This window comes from Olivibacter sp. LS-1 (assembly GCF_008245145.1).
Taxonomy (GTDB): domain Bacteria; phylum Bacteroidota; class Bacteroidia; order Sphingobacteriales; family Sphingobacteriaceae; genus Olivibacter; species Olivibacter oleidegradans.
This window is the reverse complement of sequence record NZ_CP041643.1, coordinates 1086976-1108176: the sequence shown is the minus strand read 5'-3', so window position 1 is coordinate 1108176 and position 21201 is coordinate 1086976. Positions and strand designations below refer to the sequence as shown.

At 41.3% G+C, this 21201-nt stretch carries 20 protein-coding genes; 6 read left to right on the top strand and 14 right to left on the bottom strand.

Features of this window, described 5'->3' with window-relative positions; genetic code table 11:
- Positions 1-3: 3 nt before the first annotated feature.
- Both FKG96_RS04465 and FKG96_RS04460 read right to left on the bottom strand, forming a co-directional pair.
- Complete coding sequence (locus FKG96_RS04465; protein ID WP_130854520.1) at positions 4-456, bottom strand: cytochrome B; 453 nt, start codon at positions 454-456, stop codon at positions 4-6.
- Positions 457-563: 107 nt separating this feature from the next.
- Positions 564-3044, bottom strand: a complete 2481-nt coding sequence (locus tag FKG96_RS04460; RefSeq protein ID WP_013664793.1) for an outer membrane beta-barrel family protein — start codon at positions 3042-3044, stop codon at positions 564-566.
- A 125-nt stretch (positions 3045-3169) separates the two neighbouring features.
- Here FKG96_RS04460 and FKG96_RS04455 point away from each other — a divergent pair, with 125 nt between their 5' ends.
- Positions 3170-3766: a thioredoxin family protein gene (locus FKG96_RS04455; RefSeq protein WP_130854521.1), complete on the top strand. Its 597-nt coding sequence runs from the start codon at positions 3170-3172 to the stop codon at positions 3764-3766.
- An 8-nt stretch (positions 3767-3774) separates the two neighbouring features.
- Here FKG96_RS04455 and FKG96_RS04450 read toward each other — a convergent pair whose 3' ends face one another.
- The 3 genes from FKG96_RS04450 to FKG96_RS04440 all read right to left on the bottom strand — a co-directional run bounded on the left by FKG96_RS04450 (position 3775) and on the right by FKG96_RS04440 (position 5921).
- The gene (locus FKG96_RS04450; RefSeq protein ID WP_013664791.1) at positions 3775-4065 is read right to left on the bottom strand and encodes an ATP-dependent Clp protease adaptor ClpS; all 291 of its coding nucleotides are present in this window, start codon (positions 4063-4065) and stop codon (positions 3775-3777) included.
- Between the two features lie 155 nt (positions 4066-4220).
- Positions 4221-5099: an SDR family oxidoreductase gene (locus FKG96_RS04445; protein WP_013664790.1), complete on the bottom strand. Its 879-nt coding sequence runs from the start codon at positions 5097-5099 to the stop codon at positions 4221-4223.
- Positions 5100-5159: 60 nt separating this feature from the next.
- Entirely contained in the window at positions 5160-5921 is a 762-nt protein-coding gene (locus tag FKG96_RS04440) for an enoyl-CoA hydratase/isomerase family protein (protein WP_013664789.1), read from the bottom strand.
- Positions 5922-6365: 444 nt separating this feature from the next.
- Here FKG96_RS04440 and purD point away from each other — a divergent pair, with 444 nt between their 5' ends.
- Both purD and FKG96_RS04430 read left to right on the top strand, forming a co-directional pair.
- Positions 6366-7646: a phosphoribosylamine--glycine ligase gene (purD, locus tag FKG96_RS04435; RefSeq protein WP_130854523.1), complete on the top strand. Its 1281-nt coding sequence runs from the start codon at positions 6366-6368 to the stop codon at positions 7644-7646.
- A gap of 238 nt (positions 7647-7884) precedes the next feature.
- Complete coding sequence (locus tag FKG96_RS04430; RefSeq protein ID WP_130854524.1) at positions 7885-9414, top strand: hypothetical protein; 1530 nt, start codon at positions 7885-7887, stop codon at positions 9412-9414.
- A 93-nt stretch (positions 9415-9507) separates the two neighbouring features.
- On the opposite strand, the gene FKG96_RS04425 is transcribed toward FKG96_RS04430, so the two are convergent.
- The gene (locus FKG96_RS04425) at positions 9508-10215 is read right to left on the bottom strand and encodes an SAM-dependent methyltransferase (protein WP_130854525.1); all 708 of its coding nucleotides are present in this window, start codon (positions 10213-10215) and stop codon (positions 9508-9510) included.
- A gap of 63 nt (positions 10216-10278) precedes the next feature.
- Here FKG96_RS04425 and FKG96_RS04420 point away from each other — a divergent pair, with 63 nt between their 5' ends.
- Together FKG96_RS04420 and FKG96_RS04415 are read left to right on the top strand one after the other, a co-directional pair.
- Positions 10279-10608 (top strand): MGMT family protein, encoded by a 330-nt coding sequence (locus FKG96_RS04420; protein WP_013664785.1) that lies wholly within the window; start codon positions 10279-10281, stop codon positions 10606-10608.
- A 19-nt stretch (positions 10609-10627) separates the two neighbouring features.
- A complete protein-coding gene (locus FKG96_RS04415) occupies positions 10628-11182 on the top strand; it encodes a DNA-3-methyladenine glycosylase I (RefSeq protein WP_013664784.1) in 555 nt (184 codons plus the stop codon).
- A gap of 6 nt (positions 11183-11188) precedes the next feature.
- Here the strand turns inward: FKG96_RS04415 and FKG96_RS04410 are convergent, their stop codons facing one another.
- From FKG96_RS04410 to FKG96_RS04395, 4 genes are read right to left on the bottom strand one after another with little or no spacing between them, the layout of a single operon-like run.
- Positions 11189-11758: a DUF1572 family protein gene (locus FKG96_RS04410; RefSeq protein WP_013664783.1), complete on the bottom strand. Its 570-nt coding sequence runs from the start codon at positions 11756-11758 to the stop codon at positions 11189-11191.
- 18 nt (positions 11759-11776) lie between these two features.
- Positions 11777-12136: a nuclear transport factor 2 family protein gene (locus FKG96_RS04405; RefSeq protein WP_130854526.1), complete on the bottom strand. Its 360-nt coding sequence runs from the start codon at positions 12134-12136 to the stop codon at positions 11777-11779.
- A complete protein-coding gene (locus FKG96_RS04400) occupies positions 12133-12561 on the bottom strand; it encodes a GNAT family N-acetyltransferase (RefSeq protein ID WP_130854527.1) in 429 nt (142 codons plus the stop codon). Before FKG96_RS04400 ends, FKG96_RS04405 begins: the two co-directional genes overlap by 4 nt.
- A gap of 12 nt (positions 12562-12573) precedes the next feature.
- Positions 12574-13032 (bottom strand): GNAT family N-acetyltransferase, encoded by a 459-nt coding sequence (locus tag FKG96_RS04395; protein ID WP_013664780.1) that lies wholly within the window; start codon positions 13030-13032, stop codon positions 12574-12576.
- 88 nt (positions 13033-13120) lie between these two features.
- Here FKG96_RS04395 and FKG96_RS04390 point away from each other — a divergent pair, with 88 nt between their 5' ends.
- Positions 13121-14539: a PLP-dependent aminotransferase family protein gene (locus FKG96_RS04390; RefSeq protein WP_013664779.1), complete on the top strand. Its 1419-nt coding sequence runs from the start codon at positions 13121-13123 to the stop codon at positions 14537-14539.
- A 10-nt stretch (positions 14540-14549) separates the two neighbouring features.
- On the opposite strand, the gene FKG96_RS04385 is transcribed toward FKG96_RS04390, so the two are convergent.
- The 4 genes from FKG96_RS04385 to FKG96_RS04370 form a co-directional block, all read right to left on the bottom strand.
- Positions 14550-15239, bottom strand: coding sequence for a protein-L-isoaspartate(D-aspartate) O-methyltransferase (locus tag FKG96_RS04385; protein WP_130854528.1), 690 nt, complete (start codon positions 15237-15239; stop codon positions 14550-14552).
- A 133-nt stretch (positions 15240-15372) separates the two neighbouring features.
- Positions 15373-16809 carry a TolC family protein gene (locus tag FKG96_RS04380; RefSeq protein WP_242627110.1) on the bottom strand — a complete coding sequence of 479 codons (1437 nt, stop codon included), beginning with the start codon at positions 16807-16809 and terminating at the stop codon, positions 15373-15375.
- Position 16810: 1 nt separating this feature from the next.
- Positions 16811-20005, bottom strand: a complete 3195-nt coding sequence (locus FKG96_RS04375; protein ID WP_013664776.1) for an efflux RND transporter permease subunit — start codon at positions 20003-20005, stop codon at positions 16811-16813.
- A gap of 23 nt (positions 20006-20028) precedes the next feature.
- On the bottom strand, positions 20029-21111 hold the full coding sequence (locus FKG96_RS04370; protein WP_013664775.1) for an efflux RND transporter periplasmic adaptor subunit: 1083 nt from the start codon (positions 21109-21111) through the stop codon (positions 20029-20031).
- Positions 21112-21201 lie beyond the last annotated feature (90 nt).

Sequence of the window (21201 nt, the reverse complement as noted above, 5' to 3'; positions counted from 1 at the left end):
CCTTTAGAATCCCCAGAAGGTTATAAAGCCTTTTCCAACAGCCATCATAATAGCGGCCAGTATAATAACCAAAGCAATCGTGTAAAATACAGCAATAGACTTGTGTTTAGCGGAGGCATCCATCGCCTTTTTTGATTTGGAATGCCCTACGGTTATTAATATAATGGCCAATACCATCATACTAATATGTTCCACTGTCCAATAACGCAGGTTCGCAGTTTTCATGACGTTGCTCATATCGTTAAACGTAACCATCGAGCTCATTGCATACAGTGCTAAACCTATCAATAACTGGATGTGGCCCGAAATTAAGGTAAATAAATTCAATTTACGATTTCCTTCTGTGTAGGGTTTCTTTCCAGCCAATCCGCTTATCGCTGAAATAATCGCTAATATTAACAATAAAAGAACCACATAGCGCAGCCCCGAATGTAAATGTTTAAGTCCTGTATACATGTTGTCTAGTTTTTATCGTTAGCAAACTTAGCCAAACTTTCCTTTATATGAAAGTTTATCGGTTAGCTTAGCTGCCATAAAGAAGTAATTTATAGCGGCGAAATATTTTACTGCATTTCGCCACCACTTTGGAAATCTTCCGTATTTTCTTCTCTTCTACGCTTGCGTTCTTGATCGGGGTTACGTTTGCCAAAGCGATAAGAAAGTGTCAACATAGCACGCGGACCTTTCATGAAATTACGTTGGAATTCGCTGTAAAACTGCGCAGTTGTTCTTGTTCCTCCAAACCGGGCCTTGTTGAAGATATTTTGAACATTCAACATGATACTTCCCTTATCTTCCAAAACAGACCACTTGAGTCCGGCATCCGCAAAAAACATGCTGGTCGATGTCCCTTGTGCCATGACACGTGGAGCCATATAATTCCCTCTAAGTTGAGCGGTCAGGCCCTTAGCAATCCTGCCATTGGCCGTTAAGTTAGCATCCCAGTTAAAACCGCTGTTTGCGTCAACGCCGTATTCTTCACTCCCACTGAATGACTGGTAGTTTCCATTGAAGTTGGCCATAAAATCAAAATTTTGGTTCAGTGTGAACTGCGAAATAAGTTCAATCCCCGTTGCGCGATTTTGACTAATGTTACGGAAGGTTGAATAGGTAACATTAGTGCCTGACGCTGCCGAATCGACGATCATTTCCACTACATCGTTCGTAATGCGATGGTATACCGAAGAGGTTAGGTTCATTTTTCCCAGCTTTTTACTATACGCTAATTCCAGGGAGTGAATATCTTCCGGCTTAAGGTTTGGATTTCCTTGTCTATAATTTACGGGATCAGAGATATCCAAAAAAGGATTCACTTGCCATCCGCGAGGACGGTTAACTCGACGTGTGTAACTCAGTTGTAAGGATGAACCTTCTGAGAGTTCCTGTGTCAGGTAGATGCTTGGATAAACACGGAAATAATCCAGTCGCCCTTTAGTCGACCGGTCTTCAGGGGCTAAATTCGGATCATAAGAAAGGTACTCGGTATTTAAATAAGCCTGTTCAGCACGTAGACCAACCTGATAACCGAATTTGTCGCTTAGCTTGTTCTGGTAATTAGCATAAAGAGCATGGACAATATCATCCATATTGAAGTCATTTGTTAGGTTATAATCTCGTTCATATTGCCCCGTGGATGGAGAAAATGCGTCGGACAATTGCTGTTCATCGCTGTAACGTAAAGTTGTTCTGTATCCTGTCTCAAGCTTTTGTTCCTTGCTAAAGGGAAGCACATAATCGACTTGTATATTAACGTTTTCACCATCTTCATACGTATCATTAATCCGACCGGGATCAATTACAATGGAAGGATCCGTTGCCGTTTGCTCAAAGGTCTGGATGCCGTCCTCTTTACTTCTACCGTATGATACATTGGCAGTTAATTCTTCCCCTTCGCGTTTAAATTCCCGTTTGAAATCGAAATTGAACTCGTAACCTGTATCGTCCTCATTCTGGTTAGTGTAGCGTGGACTCGTACCGATGACGGAGCCTGTTGCATCGTAATAAGTATAAAATAGGTCCTCTCGCCGAATATTATCACGTAAATTAAGATTAGCCGATAATCCTAAGGTAGTTTTTTCTGTTGCAAAAAAATCAGCTCCTAAACGAACGGTGTGACTATTCCCCTTCCGTTGGTTATCGCTTATATTGTATACCCTACTTCCATCATTGTAAATATTATTATTAAAGCCGCTCCCTGGATTATTTCTTCGTCTGAAATCGTAGCCTCCAAAATAGTTAAATTTCGTATCGCGATAGTTTAGGTCGATCCCTGCATTGTAATTGTTAAAAGAACCACCTCCTGCACGAGCCATGCCGTTAAAGCCTGTACGGATGTTTTTTTTCAAAATAATATTGACAATGCCCCCTTGTCCTTCCGGGTCGTATTTAGCGGACGGATTTGTCATCACTTCGATTCGTTGTATAGAATTGGCAGGTAATGATTCCAATAGACTGTTAATATTGCTGCCGGCTAATGCCGATTGTTTTCCGTCGATTAAGATTTTAACATTTGTAGAACCTCTCAACCCCACATTTCCATCCATATCCACCGACAGGGAAGGTACATTAGCCAATAGTTCAGAAGCGCTTCCTCCTGCACTCACGATACTTTGTTCAGGATTAAAAATCTTTCGATCAATCCCCATTTGCATAGCAGGCGGTGTCCCTTCTATTACCACTTCCTTTAACATGGTACTTGCCGAAGGGCTTAGCTTTAGGTTCCCTAATGCCAGTGTTTGTGTACCGGTTACACGTAGAGATCGCTTTTCATAAGCATCATAGCCAACAAAGCTGGCGCGTAATAGGTAAGTCCCAGCCGGTATGCCGGAAAAAATAAACTTACCGTCATCATCGGTTTGCCCGCCTTTTATTACTTGGTTCGTCTGTTGGTTCATTAAGGTTACGCTAGCAAAGTCTATGGGTCGACTACTGACGGAATCGACAACAATGCCGCTTATCTTCGCAAGGTCTTGCGCCTGCAAAAGGAAAGGTCCTAGGCATAAGGTTAAGAATAATGTAATATTTCTTACCACTTGTAACTTCATTGTATGAATCTATTTAATTTTAGCTTTATCTGACGCCGTCAAAATTAACATTATCAATTAGTCTAGGACTCCTTTTTTGACAATAAGATTAACCCGTAACACCATTATTACAGTATCTTCGCGGCATGTCTTTAAACCATATACCGCAAGAAAGATTTAGCTACGATGCTTATATAGAACTGGTGAAACAGCTTGTAGAAAAAAGACAGACTACAGGTCCTGACCAATCCTCGTTTTTAGCCAATTTTACGGCATTAAATCTGGTAAGAATGCAGCGCATTGGTAAAATGATCACTCTGAAAAAGTCTTTGCTTACGAAGCTTTCACAATTGAAACGACAATATGTTTTTACCGTCATTACAGAAGCTTGGTGTGGGGATGCTGCTCAGATATTACCGGTTATAGCCAAAATAGCGGAAGCCAATCCTAGCCAGATTGATTTATTTATCGTTTTGAGAGACAGCAATACAGATTATATGGACCAATATTTAACCAATGGGGCACGTGGGATTCCGAAATTGATTATCTATGACGTGGCCGAAAATAAAGAGATACTTAACTGGGGGCCACGGCCTAAAGAACTGCAGCTATACATCGAATCGCTAAAAGTTATGGGTTTAAGTAAAGAGGAATGGATTGAAAAAGTGATGTTATGGTATACGAAAGATAAAACGAAAACCACACAAGACGAGTTGGAAGAGGCGATCGGTACACTTCAATAACGAAGGAACTACTCAATGCTAACGGTTAAGCCCTCTTCTTTCAGAATTTTCCTATAAACATCCACTTCAGTGTATGTGCCCTCCAGTACCGCACATTTCCCTTCGTTATGCACCTTCCATGCAATTTTCTCAGCCTGACTTTCGCTATAGTCTAAATACTTCATTAGGCAGTGAATTACATGGTCGAATGTATTTATGTCATCGTTCCACAAGATTAACCGATGATACTCTTTAGTAACCGAGAGAATTTCTTCCAGTGTAAAGGTCTCTTCCTGTACTTGTGTTTCAGCCATCTTCATTGTTCAAAGCGCTATCTAAATTTCATTATTACTCACTGGAAATCCCCATTAAAAGCGAGGCAGTCGAGCTAATGAATACGTCAAATTAATATCCGGATAAGTTTAGCAAACTTAGATAAAGTTACTTTTTTTCACAAATGTTTATTTTTTTTGTGCTAGCTTCCCTTCGTTTTTTTTCCCTGCTGTATGAGCTGTTCCCACATCTCTTCCGGAATAGCTTCCATCGCACTAAACTGTCCGGCACCTTGCAACCATTCACCTCCATCTATCGTAACCACTTCACCGTTCACAAAGAGCGCGTAATCAGAGAGCAAAAAGGCTGCTAAATTGGCTAACTCCTGATGGTCGCCAACCCGTTTAAGCGGAACCCTAGTTCGAAAATCAAACTTTTCAGCAAGCGCTCCCGGCAATAAGCGCTCCCATGCTCCTTTAGTTGGGAAAGGACCAGGGGCAATGGCATTATGCCGAATACCATATTTTCCCCACTCTACTGCGAGCGATCGTGTTAAAGCCAGCACGCCTCCTTTTGCTGCTGCCGAAGGTGCAACATAAGCAGAGCCCGTAAACGCGTAAGTTGTGACTATATTTAAAACCGAAGCTTTTATTTTATTTTCTATCCAATATTTTCCAAAGGCAAGCGTCGCATTAACCGTCCCCTTTAAGACAATATCGATCACGGCTGAAAAGGCATTAGCGGATAACTTCTCTGTAGGCGATATAAAGTTCCCCGCTGCATTATTTACGAGCGCATCTATTTTACCAAAGCTTTCCACTCCCTTAACCAAAACGGTTTCTATATCCTCTGTTTTGCGAACGTCACAGGCAATCGCCAATACCTGGCCTTTTGTGCTATCCATGATTTCTTTTGCCGTATTATCCAACACTTCCTGCCTTCTACTCGCAATGATCAAATTGGCGCCAAGTGCCGAAAAGTAGGTACTCATGGCTTTCCCTAAACCGGTACCACCTCCTGTTACAACTATTGTTTTTCCTTTAAGCGCATCATCGCGTAGCGCGCCTTGTATTTTTTCCATAATTATGCAGACTTTTGTGGCTATTTAAAAACTTACCTTAGAAATTCTTTCATCTGAACATCACTTCTTTGTTAAATTACCAATGATTGTCTTGAGTATGCCTCTTGTGGAAGGTTCCCACCACTGTGCAAGCAATTTATCAACTACTTCTGTAGCATCTTGATTGAATCGATGAACAAGCTCCTTGCGTAATTCTCTCTTACTTTGTTGCCAGGTATTCCAATTAAAATTCAAATACCTTTTCATTTGCTTATCGGCCTTCGTGTGTAGTTGATTTATTGGTACCAGCTCATCAATCAACCCTTCTTCTAAAGCGCGTTGCGGCTGTAACAATTCGCCCGTCAGCAAATACCGATAAGCTTTGGCCTTTCCTATCCAAAAGCTGTATAGCTCAAAAATGCTCTCGGGTACAATAATACCGACAGGCACCTCGTTTAGTCCGATAATAAAGTCACCTTCTGCCATTATTCGGTAGTCACAACAAAGAGCCAGCACACATCCGCCTGCCGGGCTATGCCCACCAATAGCAGCAACAGCCGGCTTGGGAAAGGAAACAAACGTTTTTACAAGATCTAGAAATTGATACCAAAAAGCTTTTATTTGCTTCTCATCATAATTGTACAAACTGATTAAATCCAATCCGGCACTAAAAAAGCCCTCCTTCCCATAAAGTATAATTCCGCCGATGCGTTCATCATTCCCTACGATCTCAAGCGTATCTTTTAATTCCGCAACCATTTCGGCATGTAATGCATTGGAACTTCCTCTGTTTAGCATGATATGAGCAATATGCTCTCTTATCTCCAATTTTAAATATTCCATGTTCTTTGGCTGTTAGTTATTTGTTATCCGTTATTGGTTATTCGGTGTGAGTAATTGTTGCAACTTTGATAGAAAGGTACTACTCAACTACTCAACCACTTCGCTATTCAACTACTTAACGATTCCACAAGATACACTTTTTCCGGTGATGATTGATAAAAGGAAAAAGCTTTCATAAAGCAGCTCAATAATTCATGAAAAAAAATAACTTTGCGGTATTGGTAGGAATATCCTCAAAATTTAAGAAATGAAATATCCATGATTGCCAAACATAAACTCAATGACCACGAAGTAGCATGAGTGTATAAAAAACAAACAGGTTACGAATAAAATAATCTGGATATTCCACCTGCCTACCGGTAGGCGGGTATGACCATTAAAGAACAAATGCGAAGCATTCATGAATACAATTGAATGCAAACACGAATGAATAATTATTTACATATGAATATTTTATTGATTGGTTCCGGGGGAAGGGAGAGTGCTTTTGCTTATAAGATTGCTCAAAGTCCATTAACCTCACAATTATTTATTGCTCCCGGGAATGCGGGCACCGGCGCTTACGGAAAAAACGTAGATATCAAGGTTACTGATTTTGCTTCGTTAGGTACCTTTGCACTAGAGAACGATATCCACCTTGTAGTAGTTGGCCCGGAAGAGCCGTTAGTAAAGGGTATTCATGATTATTTTTTGCAAGATGCACAGTTGAGCAATATTCCTGTGATTGGACCGACGGCAGACGGAGCCCAATTAGAGGGGAGTAAAGACTTTTCTAAACAATTCATGCAACGCCATGCAATTCCAACAGCAGCCTCCCGTTCGTTTACAAAAGAAACCTTGGAAGAAGGTTTACAATACCTCGAGACCAGAAAATTACCCATCGTTTTAAAAGCAGATGGTTTAGCCGCCGGAAAGGGAGTGCTGATCTGCGCTGATTTGATAGAGGCAAAAACGGAACTTCGCGCCATGTTGGCCGATGCTAAATTCGGCGAAGCAAGCAACAAGGTTGTTGTTGAGGACTTTTTAAAAGGCATAGAATTATCTGTTTTTGTCTTGACAGACGGAAAAGACTATAAGGTTTTACCAGCAGCAAAAGACTATAAACGTATAGGAGAAGGCGATACAGGTTTAAACACCGGTGGGATGGGTTCCGTTTCACCTGTACCTTTTGCGGACGAAGCTTTTTTGCTTAAAGTCGAAAAGGACATCATTAAGCCCACCATCGAAGGCCTAAGAAAGGATAATATTCCCTATAAAGGCTTTATCTTTATAGGTTTAATGAATGACGACGGTAATCCTTATGTCGTAGAATACAATGTACGAATGGGGGATCCGGAAACGGAGAGCGTACTCATTCGTATCGAAAGTGATTTCGTCGATTTATTAATGGGAGTAGCCGAAGAAAATCTAGCGACAAAATCATTTAAAGTGTCAGAAAAAACTGCAGCTACTGTCATGTTGGTATCCGGCGGATACCCAGGGAAATATGAGAATGGCAAAATAATCAGCGGATTGGAAAATGTCAAAGAATCTTTGCTATTCCATGCCGGTACAACGCTTGTTAACGAAGAAGTCAAAACGGCCGGAGGCCGTGTTATTGCTGTAACTGCTCTTAAAGACAATCTGCTGGAAGCCCTACAGCAAGCCACAGCTGATGCTGGGCGGATTTACTTTGAGGGTAAAAATTTTAGGAGAGATATTGGCTTTGACCTTATAAACTACTAGCCTCCTCTTTAGTAGCATGCCTAAAACCGAAATGGCTTTAGGCACGCTTAACCTATCCCACACGCAATTTATCATCCTGTTCACTTTGTTCATTCTTAGCTCTGTCTTAGACAGTTAAGGCAGAATTAGCTATTATTGCAAAGAGAGTCACCGATAATTGACATTATCCGTCTCATTCATGGTTTTCTTATCGCTTTATAAGGAAAACCTACCTATAACCTAAAAAACTAAACGGATTATGAAAACGTTACTTTACAAATCTTGCCTCTTGTTTCTCCTTTTCCCTTTTCTGTTTTTAAGTTGTGAGAAACCGGCACCTCAGCTTCCAACCAAACCGCAGGAAGAGACCTTACACACTGTTCGTTTTAAGCTTAAGGGCTTTTCAACAAGTATTACACCACTTGCAAGCCCTCATTCCTTGAGTTTGTCGCGATTGTCTAGCCACGGAGCCCCTAGCTTAGTGTCTGCGATGCCATTAGAGCCGAGTCCTCAGGAACAATATGTATACTTTTGGTCTTTTAATGAGGAAAATTTATTACCGGATATAGCAATCAACACTTCATCAGCATCTATATCCTTTCAAGCAGCTGACACATCACCTGGTTTTACAGCTGGTTACGGATTGAGTCCTTATCCAGCTGGTAGAAGCTTAAGTTTAAAAGGCTTACAATCTTTGGTGATTACTATGCCGTTGACGGGCGTTTCTGAGATAAGCAAACTGGCCTTTGATGTAGGAAGCTCGGGAACCGGTCCGAAGAACTTTAGCCTGTATTTCTCAACAGACAATGGCAACTCCTACACGCTTTTATCAGCCGACAATCAGTTTGCCAACACGAAAGACAATGCTAGAAATAGTTATGAGTTTAATTTATCGGATCTGCGTACGATTATACAAGCGCAACGTTTAACGATCAAGATAGAGCCTTTTGAAGGCGAAAGGGGAGATGCGAACGATTTCGATCCAAATCGTGGTACTTTTAAACTCGATAACTTCCGCCTTTCCGGTATTTATAATCAAGACAGGCCGGAAGAGTCGACAGACAACATTAGCAAAATCCATTATTTTATCTTTAATGCGGACGACCATTTACTAGCATTGCAAGGCAGTACGACGTTCAATCCTTCGGACGAAGGAGTTGATTTATCCTTTAAATTATCTTCGGGAAGCTATTACGCCTTCATTACCTCCAATGTTTCAAAAGCGGAGTTATTATTGCCACAAGTCCTAACAACGGCCTCTGATCTATACCTTTCTAATCATTTCAGCAACCACGATGCACATATCTTCGGGGCGCACATCCCCCATTTGGAGGTTAACAGCAATACACAAATCGACGTTAGCCTGAAACGGTATTTTAGTCAGGTGAAATTTGAATTTACGGACGAAGAAGACTTGGCTCATGTACGGAAAATTAGCATCCATAGCGAACATGCCCCACTTGTTTACACCCCATTTAGCACCTCTCCAAGTTCCGTAGAAGATGAAGCAACAAACATTGTATTTTATCCACTATTCAATAGCGATCATAAAAGCTTAAGTTTTAATCAATTCATTGGGGATGTAAGCAACCCTGTTGAATTAGGTTATATCGTAAATGTTTATGATGAGGACGATACATTATTGAGGACCTTTACAGTCAGCAGCTCCATAAAAAACAATGTACAGTTACTGTTTAAAGGTAAACTACTAGTGGATGCAGACAAACAGAATCAATTTCAGATTGAATGGAACCAAGCATGGGATGATAATCGAACGGAAACGTTTTGATTCCCATTGTACAAATTAACAGCGTGTACTAAAAGATTAAATCTTAAGGTACGCGCTGTTTGGAATAACAGCATTACTTATTTAAGATAATCCTTAAAGCAGTAAAAAAATCGCTGGTTTTTTATGCAGATCCACCTTTTTCTTTTTCCAGTTCTCAATGCTATCACTACTGATCCATTCATCCGGATCGGTAATATTGCACGCAATGCATAAACGGGTTTTAGGGGAGCATACCTTCAACACTTCTTCCAACAATTGATTATTTCGAAAAGGAGTTTCCATAAATAACTGGGTTTGCTTAGCTTTCTGAGCAACCTGTTCTAATTCTTTTATTTTCTTTGCACGGGCCGCTTTATCAATAGGCAAATATCCATGGAACGCAAAAGTTTGCCCATTGAATCCTGAAGCCATCAACGCCAATATCATCGAGTTAGGCCCCACAAGCGGTCTCACTTTAATACCCAGTTGATGGGCTCGGGCAACAATATCTGCGCCTGGATCCGCAATTCCCGGACAACCCGCCTCGCTCATTAAACCGACGTCCTTACCTTCCAGCAAGGCCTTAAAAAAGCGATCTTTATCGTATTCATCTCTTGCATGTTTCCCATAATCATGAAGGACCAATTGTTGCTGCGGCATTTTCAATCCTGCTTGCTTTAAAAATTTACGGGCCGTTTTTTCGTTTTCGACGATATACTCATCAATCGCATTGACGACCTCAGAAAAATAAGTGGTATAAGACGCCGATGCTGCCTGATCAGATAACGGTACCGGCAATAAATATAACGTTCCTTTAGACATGACACAAAGATGCAGTTTTTAATAGGGAAAATAACTAATTTAGCAATTTAAGCAAGTTCCACGGTGGAAGAACTAAATTTTTACGAGTGTGTTTATGCGTTGGTTAGACAGATTCCGGAAGGAAGGGTTACTTCTTATGGAGCTATCGCACGGGCACTTGGAAGGGACGGTGCTGCACGAATGGTAGGTTACGCAATGGGAAATGCCGGAAAAGCTGATCCACCGGTTCCCGCACACCGCGTACTAAACAGCAAAGGCCAGTTAAGTGCTAAAGCAGCTTTCGGTCATCCCACCTTGATGCAGCAGCTCTTAGAAAACGAAGGAATCACAGTAGAAAACGATCGAGTAGTTAACTTCAAGACCATTTACTGGGACCCACTGAACGAATTATAACAATAACAGAGACGTATATATGATAAAAAGATGCGGATGGTGCGGCAATGACCCGCTTTACATGGCTTACCATGATGAGGAATGGGGCAAAGCGGTAACCGATGATAAAACTTTATTTGAATTTTTGATTTTGGAGTCGGCACAGGCCGGTCTTAGCTGGATCACCATATTACGAAAAAGAGAAGGCTATCGACGGAATTTTGCCGATTTCGATGCTCAAAAGGTCGCTCAATTTACGGACGAAGATGTAGATCGTATCCTTCAAGACCCTGAAGTAATACGTAACAGAGGAAAAGTGAAAGCAGCCATATCCAACGCAATTATATTTCTAAGCATTCAGAAAGAATTCGGATCATTTTATAGCTATTTATATTCTTTTATGCCCAATCAGCAAATAATCAACAATAAAGTTGATAACTACAGGTCATTTATGACAACATCCGCTGAATCCGATGCCATTGCGAAAGACTTAAAAAAACGAGGAATGAAATTTTTTGGAAGTACTATTTGCTATGCCTATATGCAAGCAGTTGGCATGGTAAATGACCACGAGGTGGATTGTTCTTTTAAATAGTTATCATTAGGGCTTGTCTGTAAAATGACGCTTACTTTTCTTTTGGCCAAATTTTTTTCGATTATATTGTGCAGAGCCGTTACGTGGAATCGATAAGGTTTCCCAAGTATCGTCTTTGATCATTTTTGCTAAATAAACAATTTGACCTACGTGATAAGCGTAATGTGCCAGCTGTCTGTTTATTGCTTCCACGACGGTATGCCCCTCGTTCCTTATATATATAATAGAATCAAGGTCGGATGGGCGCAGATTATACATGGTATCGAGCAAACAGGTCCAACCTTTATTCCAAACAATCATCAACTCCTTTCTATCAATTGGTTGGTCTTCGAACTCCTCATCCCGCTTGCGCCAGGTCTTCTCACCATCAGTAGTTAGAAAATCTGTAAATCTCGACAACATATTTCCTGTTAAATGTTGCACGATAATAGTGATGCTATTACTTTCTTGATTGTATTGCCAATGAAGACTTGTATCGTCCAATTGGGCAATCGCCTGTTCGCCCAACTTTTTATAGTACAGGAACTGCTTTATTACACTCTCCAAATATGTTTTACATCCTTCCAATGTATTCATACGCTTTCAAAGTCAATTTTAATGCCAATGATAATGCGCCCGAACCCGTTGAATTTTACCTTCGTCGTTTAGTTCCATATATTCGGCAGAGATGGAGTTATTAACACTCCGATATACTAAAACAACCGAATTTATACCGTGGAGCTCATGGTACAGTTCAAAGGCCAAATCCGGATACTTCTTCAAGCCTCTTTCAAAATAGTCCTTTAATTGTTGCTTACCTCGTACTTGTCCTTCTTCGCTTACTCCAAGCTGCTGAATGATTGGCGAACGAAAATCAATATCATCCGCATAGTGGGTCATGATTTCTTCTAAATCGTGATTATTCCAAGCCCTAATCCAGTCGCTTGTAAACCGGTTGAATTTTTCTGCTTTCATTTCTTGTAAAGGTTTGGTGTATATATTTCCATATGTCGTGTTATATCAGCGAGTGGTCCAAAACCATATTCGGCATAAAGCGAATGCGCATCCGCAGTAACCAACATCATCCGTCGCAAAGTTTTGACCCAGGGTAAACGCATAATATGATTAAGCATTATTTTTGAGACCCCTTGTTTCCTATAACTTTTTATTACAAAAACATCGGCCAAATAAGCGAATGTTGCCCTGTCCGTAATTAATCTGGCAAATGCAATTTGTTTATTATTGTCAAACACCCCGATACAATAAGAGTTATTTAAGGATTCCTTTACCAGTTCGAGCGGAATATCTTTAGCCCAATAACTTTCTTTTGATAAAAAGGTATGAATAAGTTTCATATCCATTTCGTCAACACCTATTTTTATTTGAAATGTATGCTGCATATCTAAAAAGGATTATAAAACTAACTCCATCATTACATCCGCCCTTTTGTACTTGGGGTTATCCACGGGCACGTTATAAAAACCATACTTTCTATAAATTGCTAAAGCAGACTGCAAGATGCTTTGGGAATACAACACCAGCTTTTTTACTCCCAATTCGCGCGCCTTTTCGATGGCATGTGCACACAGAGCCTTACCGATCCCAAGTCCATGATAAGATTCGTCAACAGCCATTTTAGTTAACTCCATAACCTCCTCACTAACTCTTTTTAGCGCTACCGTGCCCACAATTACACCATCATATGCTGCAAATAAAATTTCGCCCCCGTCTCGAAGAATAGCCTCTTCCGGATGCTCTAACACATATTTGTCAATAGGTTCAACGGTAAAATATTTATTTAACCACGCTTTGTTGAATTTCTCAAAAAAGGTTTGCTTATCCGGTTGGTAATAACTTATTAATATTTCCATGATTATTTTTTTCTTATACAAAGAAGAGAAAAAAAAGAAAAGAAGTACAGATACAATTTTTTTATATTTGAAGGATACAGTTTATATTATGAAAGAAGAAGCATTATATATTGTCATAGCTAAGGCAATTGAGCAGCAAATACGCAATAATGTATTAAAAATAGGAGATAAGTTACCCTCTATTCGTACGGTAAAAAGAGAATATGGCGTAAGCATGAATACAGCGACACGTGCTTTTTTCGAACTGGAAAGAAAAGCACTCATCGAATCACGCCCCCAATCGGGCTTCTATGTCTCCAGGCATTCGAGAAGCAGACTACCTGTTCCCACCACCAGTAATCCTTCTGTCTTATCGCATCAGGAACAAGCGGAAAACCTGATCGATAAGGTTTACCGGTCGTTAAACGACACCTCTATTACTCGGTTTTCCATAGGTGTTCCAGCCAATGAACTTTTACCAATAGCCAAGCTGAATAAAAGCTTATTACAAGCTACCCGTACGCTTGACGGAAGTGGCACTGCCTACGAAGAAATTCAAGGAAATTTTAAATTGCGTCGCAATATTGCGCGATGGTCTTTCACCTGGGGAGGTATGCTCACTGCGGATGATTTAGTTACTACTGCCGGTGCCATGAATGCACTGTCGTATTGTATGATGGCCCTTGCTAAAAAGGGCGATACCATTGCGGTGGAAAGTCCTGTTTACTTTGGTATATTGCAATTGGCGAAAAGCTTAGGGCTTGAAGTGCTGGAAATACCAACCCATCCCATAACCGGTATGGAACTCGATGCATTACGAAAGGTGTTACCTAGCATAAAACTTTGCTTAGTGGTAAGTAACTTCAACAATCCCCTTGGAAGTTGTATGCCCGAAGAGAATAAAAAGGCATTGGTAAACATGTTATCGGAACACGAAATACCGCTTATAGAAGATGATTTATATGGTGATGTTTACTTTGGAGAAAACCGACCTAAACCCTGCAAAGCCTTCGACAAAAAGGGCTTGGTTCTATGGTGTGGGTCAGTATCTAAAACCTTGGCTCCCGGCTATCGGGTAGGTTGGGTTGCGCCCGGGAAGTTTAAGGAGCAAGTTATCCGCCTTAAGCTACTACATGCCGTTTCATCCACCACACTCACCCAGGAAGTTATTGGCGATTTTTTAGAAAATGGACGATATGAGGCCCACCTTCGAAAAATGCGTCGTACATTGCAAGCAAACAGCCTACACTTTACGCGAGCTATTCACGACTACTTTCCAGAAGAAACACGGGTCAGCAGACCTCAGGGAGGATTTGTACTCTGGGTAGAACTGAATCCAAATTTAAATGTTCCGTTGCTATACGATCAGGCTATGCGCCAAAAAATAAGCATTGCACCCGGTCGTATGTTTACCCTTCAAAATCAATTTAACAATTGTATGCGTTTGAGCTACGGCTTACAATGGTCGGATGAACTTGAGAAGAAACTTGCAATGTTAGGCTCGATCGCTAAAAAAATGATCCGGTAAACAAGCCATCTCATCTATTTTTCCTTGTAAATGGGACAAAACGAACATGCATAAGATCTTGAACGACAAGCTTCCCTTTCTTTTTCTTTAAGAGCTTTAAGGTTTGCATGCCTTTGGTAGGTCCAATCGGTATGATCATTTTTCCGCCGTCTTTCAACTGCTCGACGAGTGGTTCCGGTATTTTTTCCGGCGCTGCAGTAACAATGATGGCGTCAAAAGGCGCGGCTGATCTTAAGCCCTGATAGCCATCACCAATGACAACTTCTATATTGTTATAATTCAGCTGATGCAATAACTTTTTGGTACATTCAGCCAGTTCCTTCACAATCTCAATCGTATAAACCTGCGCTACAATCTCTGCTAACACCGCTGCCTGATAACCCGATCCGGTTCCAATCTCAAGTACGCGATCGTCTTTACTTAAGTCAAGCATTTGTGTCATGCTTGCCACTATAAAGGGTTGGGAAATTGTTTGTCTAAAACCAATTGGAAGCGGACGATCTTCGTAAGCATAGGATTGGTAAGGAGAGGGTACAAACAAATGTCGTTCTACTTGCCTCATCGCTTGCAAGGTGGCATCGTGGTGTATTCCACGAGCTTCTAGCTGTTCAATAACCATTTTTTCGCGGAGCTGCTTATAATCCTGCGGTGCATTGGATTGAAGAAGCGTATAAGTACATAACAACACAAGTATCATCATTTTTCCTTTCATTAGCTCTCATAAAGGGGAACAAGATGCTCGTTAAAAAGTTTACCCTTTTATTAGATCAACGGCATCAAAAAGGCCCTCAAAACAACCGTTTCGAGGGCCTCAATCAATCCAAAAAATTCAGCTAGTTCCATCCACCACCCAATGCCCTGTAAATATTTACCATGGCATTCATCTGTTGCATTTTTGTTTCAACCAATTCAAATTTGGATTCCAAGGCATCACGCTGCGTCAATAACACTTCCATATAATCTGCCCTAGCTGATTTGAAAAGGCTATTGGAAATACCAATCGACTGCGAAAGGGCATCCACTTGTTTTGACTTTAAATCGTAACTTTTTTCCAGGTTGTTAATTTTCGCCAATTGATTAGCCACTTCAACATAAGCATTTAAAACAGTCCGCTCATAATTATAAACAGCCTGTATCTGCTTGGCATTGGCATTATAATACGCAGCCTTTATGGCATTCCTATTAATTAAAGGAGCTGTGATATCGCCCGCCAGGGAATAAAGCAAGGACTTTGGGGTCTTCACGAGATAAGTAGGATCAAAAGCTTGGTAACCGATGGCCGCTGAAATTCCTAAAGAAGGATAAAACCTGGCTTTTGCTACCTTAATATCCAGTTTCGCCGCTGCTAATTCCAATTCAGCCTGCTTGATATCCGGGCGATTTGCCAACAATTGTGCAGGTAAACCCGTATGTACAGCCTCGGGTATCAAATGCTCGAAATTATCACTAGTCCGTTGAATAGGCTGCGGATACCTTCCCAATAAAAAGTTAATTCGGTTCTCCGTTTCTGTAACACGTTGCTGAATAGCATACTGAAGGCTTTTGGTGTTCAACACCTCTGCCTCAAATCTGCGCACCGCCAGCTCCGTAACCTGTGCGGCCTCTTTCTGCATTTTTACTATTCTTAAGGCATTACTTTGAATTTCGATATTCTTTTTAACAATATCCAACTGGTTATCCAGTGCCAATAACTCATAATATGAGTTGGCGATTTCTGCAACCAGATTGGTAATAACGAAATTTTTCCCTTCTACGGTCGACAGATACCGGCTTACAGCCGCTTTCTTTGCATTATGCAGCTTCTTCCAAATATCTATTTCCCAAGTAGCGGAAAGTCCCAACATAAAATCAGGGAGTGGCTCGGGATTTTCCTTTCCTTCTTTTATTTCCACGTGATGTTCTAATGCCCCGATATTAGTATATCTAGCTACTTTATCAACACCAGCTGCCCCTTTAATCCCCACGAATGGGAGATACTCCCCCTTTCTCTCCCGAATCTCGTTCCTTGAAATTTCAATTTCCTGTAAGGTAATATTCAGTTCCTGATTATTTTTCAAAGCTGTATCAATCAACGCCGCTAAATAAGGATCAGTAAAGTACTCCTTCCAAGTCAATTTTGCCGTGTTAACGGTATCCTGCGAACCATTATAGCTCGCAGGAGTCTTTGTATTTGCTTCACGCTGAACTAATGCAGGTGTTTTACATCCTGTATACGTTATTAGTACCAAGCAGCCTATTATAACGTATACATATTTATATTTTTTAGACATCTTACTCATTTTCATCACCATTATCGAATTTATCTATTTGATGTACAAACTCATCGGATAATGAGTTTTCATCTTCACCCTTAATCAGTTTTCTTCCGCTAGCAAGGGAACCGAAAATATAGTATAGTCCAGGAACTATAATTACACCGAAGACAGTACCGAATACCATACCGCCCATCGCGGATGCACCAATGGTCCTGTTGCCAATCGCGCCGGCACCTGTTGCAATAATTAACGGAATTAATCCCGCAATGAAGGCAAACGATGTCATCAGGATAGGACGGAAACGGACCTTCGCCCCTTCAATAGCCGCTTCCAGTATGGAGGCTCCTTCTCGATGTTTGAGTACGGCAAACTCAACAATCAATACAGCGTTCTTACCAAGCAGTCCGACAAGCATGATAAGACCGATTTGAGCGTAGATATCATTTTGAAGTCCCATTAACTTAAGGAGTAAAAACGAACCGAACACCCCCACGGGCAAGGAGAATACCACCGCAAGTGGGATGATAAAGCTCTCATATTGTGCTGCAAGAACAAAGTACACAAACGCCAGTACGATTAGGAATATATAGAGCGACTCATTCCCTCTGTTAGCCTCGTCATAAGAAAGTCCTTCCCATGCAATATCATACCCGTTAGGAAGCGATTTTTTCGCTACTTCGCGAATAGCCTGAATAGCATCTGCAGTAGTATAACCAGCTGCCGGAAGTCCCCTGATGGCTGCCGAATTGTACATATTGTATCGGGTAATCTCGTTTGGCCCTTGCGACTTTTTAAGCTTCATAAATGCCGAATAAGGCACCATTTCACCGTGATCGTTTTTGACGAAAAGATTAAGTATATCAGATGGTAGTCTTCTGAATTTAGGATCCGATTGAACATATACTTTAAAGAAGCGGCCAAACTTGATGAAACCTTGCTCATAGGTACTACCAATCATAATATTCAGGTTGTCCATTGCTTTACCAATAGAGACACCTTTTTGCATGGCTAAATTGTTGTCAACTTCAAGCTCATATTGAGGATAATTTGCCGCAAAGAAGGTAAATAATCCGGCGAGCTCCTTACGTTTACGCAAATCTTCGAGGAACTGTTTGTTCACTTTATCAAATTCCTGGTAATCCGTGGTTGTATTTTTATCTAGCAACCGTAAGGAGAAACCGCCTGATGATCCGAATCCGGGAATAGCCGGCGGCTCAAAGAACTCGATGGTTGCCCCCAAACCTTTGGATTTCTCTTCTAATTCTTTCATGATCTCGGTAACGGAGTGTTCCCTTTCATGCCATGGTTTAAGGTTAATCATACAGGTACCTGCATTAGAACCCCGACCTTCTGTCATAATTTCATAGCCGGCAAGGGAGGATACCGACTCTACCCCGTCTACATGTTCACAAATTCCCTGAAGCTTTCGCGATACCTCATTGGTCGTTTCCAGCGTAGATCCCGGAGGTGTTTGGATAATCCCGTAAATAGTACCCTGGTCTTCACTGGGGATAAAACCAGCAGGAAGTACCCGGTTTTCGAAGAAGATACCTGCACAGAATGCCGCTAAGACAGCAAATGTTAGTACTCTTCTGCTTACTATAGACTTCAATACGCCAACATATTTACCGGTAAGCTTATCAAAACCACGGTTAAAGCTATCAAGTGCTTTGGTAAATATATTCGGCTTTGCGTGGTGTGTGTGATGGTTTTTTAACAACATGGCACATAGTACCGGTGTGAGGGTAAGCGCTATAATGGCCGAAATCACAATCGAGCTCGCCATCGTAATAGAGAATTGCCGATAGAAGGTACCCACAGGGCCCGTCATGAAGGAGATAGGTAAGAATACCGATACCATTACTGCCGTAATTGCTATAATCGCACCACTAATTTCTCCCAATACCCTTTTTACAGCCTGGTAGGGCGTCATGCTAGGAAACTCATCAAATTTGGCGTGGACCGCTTCCACCACCACAATGGCATCATCCACCACAATACCGATCGCTAATACAAGGGCAAACAAAGTTACCAGGTTAATAGATAATCCGAAAAATTGGATAACAAAGAATGCTCCTACAAGCGATACCGGCACCGCCAATATAGGAATAAGCGTAGATCTCCAGTCGCCCAGGAAAACAAACACAACGATTGCCACCAAGATAAAGGCGTCCCTTAACGTATGGACAACCTGTTCGATAGAGGCATCAAGGAACTGGGAAACGTCATAACTGATTTTATAATCCAATCCGGGAGGGAACGTTTCCTTCATCTCCGCAAGTTTGTCTTTTACAGCAGCGATTACATCACTCGCGTTACTACCATAGTTTTGGTTTAACAATATGGAAGCCGAAGGATGACCGTCAAGGTTGGAGTAAATATCGAAGAACTCACTTCCCAGCTCTACTTTACCTATATCTCCTAAACGAATACGCTCACCATCCGCATTGGCGCGAATAATGATATTTTCATACTCAGCAGGTTCACTATACCTGCCCTTATAGGTTAATACGTACTCTAACGACTGCGCTTTGATACCTGAGCTCTGTCCGATACGTCCCGGACGACCAACAATACTTTGTTCAGCCATCGCGTCCATCACTTCGTCTACCGATATATGGTAAGCTCGCATACGGTCGGGATTTAGCCAAACCCGCATAGCATAGGTTCTACTACCTAATATCTGCGATCTTGCCACCCCCTTAATCCTATTGATTTCAGGGATCATTTTTACGCTGGCATAGTTATACAGGAATTTTTCGTCCATGTTCTTACCCTTTGCGTACAGGTTGACATACATCAACATACTCGGCTGGATGGGGGAGACGACTACTCCTTCACGCTGAACCAGTTCGGGCAAGAGGGGCATCACCTGGTCGACCCTGGTTTTCACCCTGACTACCGCTTGGTCAGGATCGGTACCGGGTTCAAAAATAACCCTTAAGGTAGCTTCCCCCGCACTGGTTGCATCGGTGGCTATATAACGCATACCCTGAACACCGTTAATCGCGTTCTCTAAGTTAATCAGCGTCGACTGCACTAATACATCTGCGCTAGATCCCGGATAAGCTATAAAAACATTAACGGTTGTTGGCGCAATTTGGGGGAATTGTGATATGGGCAACTGTTTGATTGCCAAGGAACCTACAAATACAATCATAATAGATATTACAATCGCAAATACAGGCCTCTGTATGAATTTATTGAACATCTGATTTTTTTTAAGTTAATCCACTATTCTGCATATAACTCCAAATGCGATATAACATCTTTGGGGTCTTCCAGCTTGTATTCAATTTTCTCGTTTTCTTTAACTAGCCGAATACCTTCTAGGAGAACCTTATCATCTACAGACAAACCTGATTCAATAAGGAAGAGATGTGGCAACTCTGCAGCTATTTTAATCTCCCTCGATTGTATCTTATTATCTTTATCCAGTACATACACATATTTCTTTTCAAGCACCTCGAACGTAGCCTTTTGCGGAATAATCACTGCGTTTTTATAGGGAGTTTTCATTTGAATGTTACCCGTTTCGCCGTGTCTCAACAATCCTTTGGGATTAGGAAAGGTTGCCCTGAAAGCTATATTACCGGTTTCATTGTTAAAGTCGGCCTCAATGGTCTCCACCCTACCCGGATAGTCGAACAACCTGTTATTAGCCATCAGTAAATCAACCTTCGTTAAACTGTCCTTTTTAAGATTCGTTTTATAGTCTAAATACTCGGCTTCCGGTACATTGTAATATACCCACATCTTACTATTATCAGAAAGCTCCGTTAGTAAGTCGCCTTCCTCTACTAAACTTCCCTGCCGTACATGGAACCGATCGATGATTCCATCAAATGGTGCCCGGATTTCGGTAAATTGCAAATGCACTTTTGTTAGCGCGAGTTCGGCCTTCGCTTTGTCAAACTTAGCCTTCGCCATTGCTAATTCATTCGGCGCTACGATGTTACTATCAGCTAAGCTTTTGGTATTTTTATATTCTATTTCGGCAAAGTTTGCCTCTGCTTGTGCTTTTTGAAGCTCAGCTTCGTACAGTTTAGGCATAATTTGAAACAACAACTGTCCTGCCTTCACAAACTGTCCCTCATCTACAAAAATCTTCTGTAAATAACCGCGCTCCTGCGCCCTTAACTCAATATGTTGTACGGAACGAATCTGGCATACATAATCTTTGATGATCGACGTATCCATCTTGACGGGCGTTGTTACCAAAAATTTGGTTTGCTCTTCTTTCTCTTCTTTTTTCGATTGGCAACCGGCATGGCACAACATCGCCCCCAGGCCCATGAGCATGAAAATTCTCTTCATAATAATTCGCTTATCGAAGCAATATGATTCTTAATATTTTTTGAAAATTGTACACAAGCACACCTCAGGTTTATTCTCACGTTTAAACCA